General features: G+C 38.6%; 2 protein-coding genes and 1 pseudogene. 2 read left to right on the top strand and 1 reads right to left on the bottom strand.

Annotation, left to right across the window (positions count from 1 at the left end; all coding sequences use genetic code 11):
- Positions 1–194 precede the first annotated feature (194 nt).
- Positions 195–389 (top strand): annotated as a pseudogene (locus IBX50_RS19175) (integrase core domain-containing protein); the annotation flags it as partial.
- A 203-nt stretch (positions 390–592) separates the two neighbouring features.
- Positions 593–1,102, top strand: coding sequence for a hypothetical protein (locus IBX50_RS19170; RefSeq protein WP_292258001.1), 510 nt, complete (start codon positions 593–595; stop codon positions 1,100–1,102).
- A 12-nt stretch (positions 1,103–1,114) separates the two neighbouring features.
- On the opposite strand, the gene IBX50_RS19165 is transcribed toward IBX50_RS19170, so the two are convergent.
- On the bottom strand, positions 1,115–2,653 hold the full coding sequence (locus IBX50_RS19165; RefSeq protein WP_292258000.1) for a hypothetical protein: 1,539 nt from the start codon (positions 2,651–2,653) through the stop codon (positions 1,115–1,117).
- Positions 2,654–2,995 lie beyond the last annotated feature (342 nt).

Here is a 2,995-nt window from a genome sequence, read left to right as displayed (position 1 = left end):
CTTCCAGTAGTGCCAAAGCTTTTTTTTGGAGTGTCAGGTAGCCGTCTTTGACTTCCAGATGTACCAGCTATAAAATCACAGCGCTTTGCGCCAAAGCCTTTTAAATCACTAGATAGCAGAGGTGGCTGCTCAACATAAACATAATTAATTTTACAGCCAGATAAAATCTGGCCTAGAAGATATTCTCCAATACAGAACGGTTTTTCAGGAGTTTAAAAACAGAATGGATACCAGAAACAGGGTATGGGTGCTTTACTTCAGCAAAGAAATCCATCACAAAGTACATGATCGATTATTACAGTGTTTTGCGACCCCATAAACATAATGGTGGGCTACCACCCAATGTAGCTGAGCAGGTGTATTGGAATGCTCAAAAAACGGTGGCCTAAATTACTTGACCACTACAGACTGGTTTTTCTATCATTCTTACGGACACTGCTGCCCTCTGCAAATCTATGATGTTCATCACTTTGAGCTGACTGCAATGGTAGAGGAAAAATACAAAGAATTTGAAGGCAGCCTAAAAGACAGTGATCAAGATTAGGCACAGTAACCCCGATCTGCAGCCCAACACCGATTAAGAGAAGTTAAAATGCAAGACAACGCAGACAATTATTCATTTCTTGGATTTTTCCGGTGGATTTTTGGAGGATGTGCTGCAGCGGGTTTTGCTTTGTTTCTACTCTTGGTAGGCAACTCAGGTATGCTGCAACAAAAAAAACTAGATAGCATTATTATATTTGCAACACACATGGCTTTCATTTCATCAGTTATCCTTTTGTCAGCAGTAGCTATTGGTGAATACAACAAAAAAACCTGCAAGGTTGCAGCAGAGAAAGGAACAACATTACAAATGATAACAGGCTTCACTGGCCTACTCATTTTTTTATCTTCAACAAGCACACTGCTTTACTTTATAGCAGAAAAATACAAGCCAGCTACTTTATCTTCATACTGGATAATACCATTACTTCTCATGATATATTTCACCCCAATAGCATTATTTGCAACCAACGCAGCACTTTTAGATACAAATAAAAAAAGAATATATAAACAGGTACGAAATGAAGAGGTCTACTCTAAAAAAGAAGATATAAAATAGAATACAAAAAAACTACCTCCGCGTATGCCGCTTTAGTGCAACAACTGTCTGCCAGATCAGTATGGCAAAAATGACGTAGAAGATCAGACTCAAAAACTCCATTCCAGGCACAAGGAACTGCTTGAAAGGAGTGAATTTACTGGCAAAGCAATTTATGTTCGCATAGTAACCTGAAGCACCACAGGTGAACTTCTGAGGTGTTTCCAGCCACTTTTCATAATCATGAACCCAATACAGAAAATAAAACACTGAGGAAAAATATACCAACCAGACAAGTGGCAGCAGGTAGTTCTGCCCAAAATCAGAAGCATTCTTGTTGATGTGGAACACAGCGCGATCCCACAAAGGCAACGACTTGTTCCCAGACACCTCTTCACGGTACTTGTCCATCTCCTTGGCAAAAAACTTGTTGGCCTCCAGATGGTTGCCGATCTTGTCAAAGGAATGCTTTATCAAGCGGTAAGTCTCGCGCGTTGTGTTTTTAATATTGCCACCATCGGCATCAACACCAAGGAAGTTAGCCTCACCTGAGAAATCAGCTCGATCAAGATCTAGGCCACCAAAGAACTTCGATCCCCTAAAAGAAGCATGACCAGAAAAAGAAGCATAATAAAATACAGCTCTATCAGATATAACTCTAGAACTCTCCATAGAAAAATAGCCAAAAAAAGCAACATGAGAAACAGCAAAGGAATCAAAACAACCGCCAGAAATATCAATAAACTTATTGAAATTAGCATCCTTAATATCAAAATCACCCATCACTGAATCTCTAGCCTCAAACCAACCATCAAATATCACATTATCAACAAGTAAACCAGCACCAAATTGTGAACCATTGAGAGAAACTTCTTTTTTGAATCTAGAGTCTTTTATACTTAAATAAAAAAAGTCATAATCATTCGCACCGATAAATACTGGCAACTCAAACTCAACATCCTCTATATACATCCCTTTTCTAAATGAACCACCATCAAACCTAACCCCTGAAAATACACCTGAGACAAGCTCCACACGCTCGCAAAAAATACAATCATAAAAATCAACAATATAAGAGTGAAAATCTGTAAAACACGAGAAATCTATACACCATTTAAAAACACAATTAGTATAAGTTACTTTACTTAATCTGATAATATCATGATAAAAAACACAATCCTTAAACACAACATCGTCAAAAATACTTAAAATTTTAAAAAGATAACCATTTGCTTTACCAGGATCATAAAGAACAAAAAATAAATCAGGGAAAACAAACTCTTCTATGCTCAACAAAGATTTTTTCTCAGAAAGTTTTTCGGCAATCCAGTTATAATCATTTTCGTTAAAATGAAGACAAAGAATAATATCATCAGGACCAACCTGCAAGTCATCACCATACTTGCCATGCATCAAGCTATAAATTTTTCCTGATATATAAATCAATAGCTCCTTTTCAAAAACCTCCTGTAATGCATTGGTCATTTTTTCCTTACTAGCATGGCGAGCACAGTATCCACAACCATCAGCGTGAGCTGGCTTTTCACATCCGTCGAATAGACATTCCGTCATGGCGTTTTCCCGTTATTACTGTTGTTCTTTGATTAGATCAGCCTTGTCAGCAAGCACAGGTCATGCATTGCTACTAATTGACACTCCGACCCACCTCTACCTAAGTTGATAAAGTTGCTTTTGTAAGCTTTCAATCTTGGCTTTCCAGCTATGGAACAGGTAAAGGATACAGCAAAGAATCTCCATAGATGACTCTTGCCTGTTTGGGGCAGATTATGTGGTGGCTCCTTCAGGGGCTCCGGTTTACCTGTCCCGGGACGCCAACGCCGCATAATCTGCCCACTCTAATGCCCTGTGTGTCAACCTAAGCCTGAGCCAACTGATTTTGAGATAACATACAAA

It is taken from the genome of Marinospirillum sp. (assembly GCF_014859565.1).
This window is presented reverse-complemented; position numbering and strand designations above follow the sequence as displayed.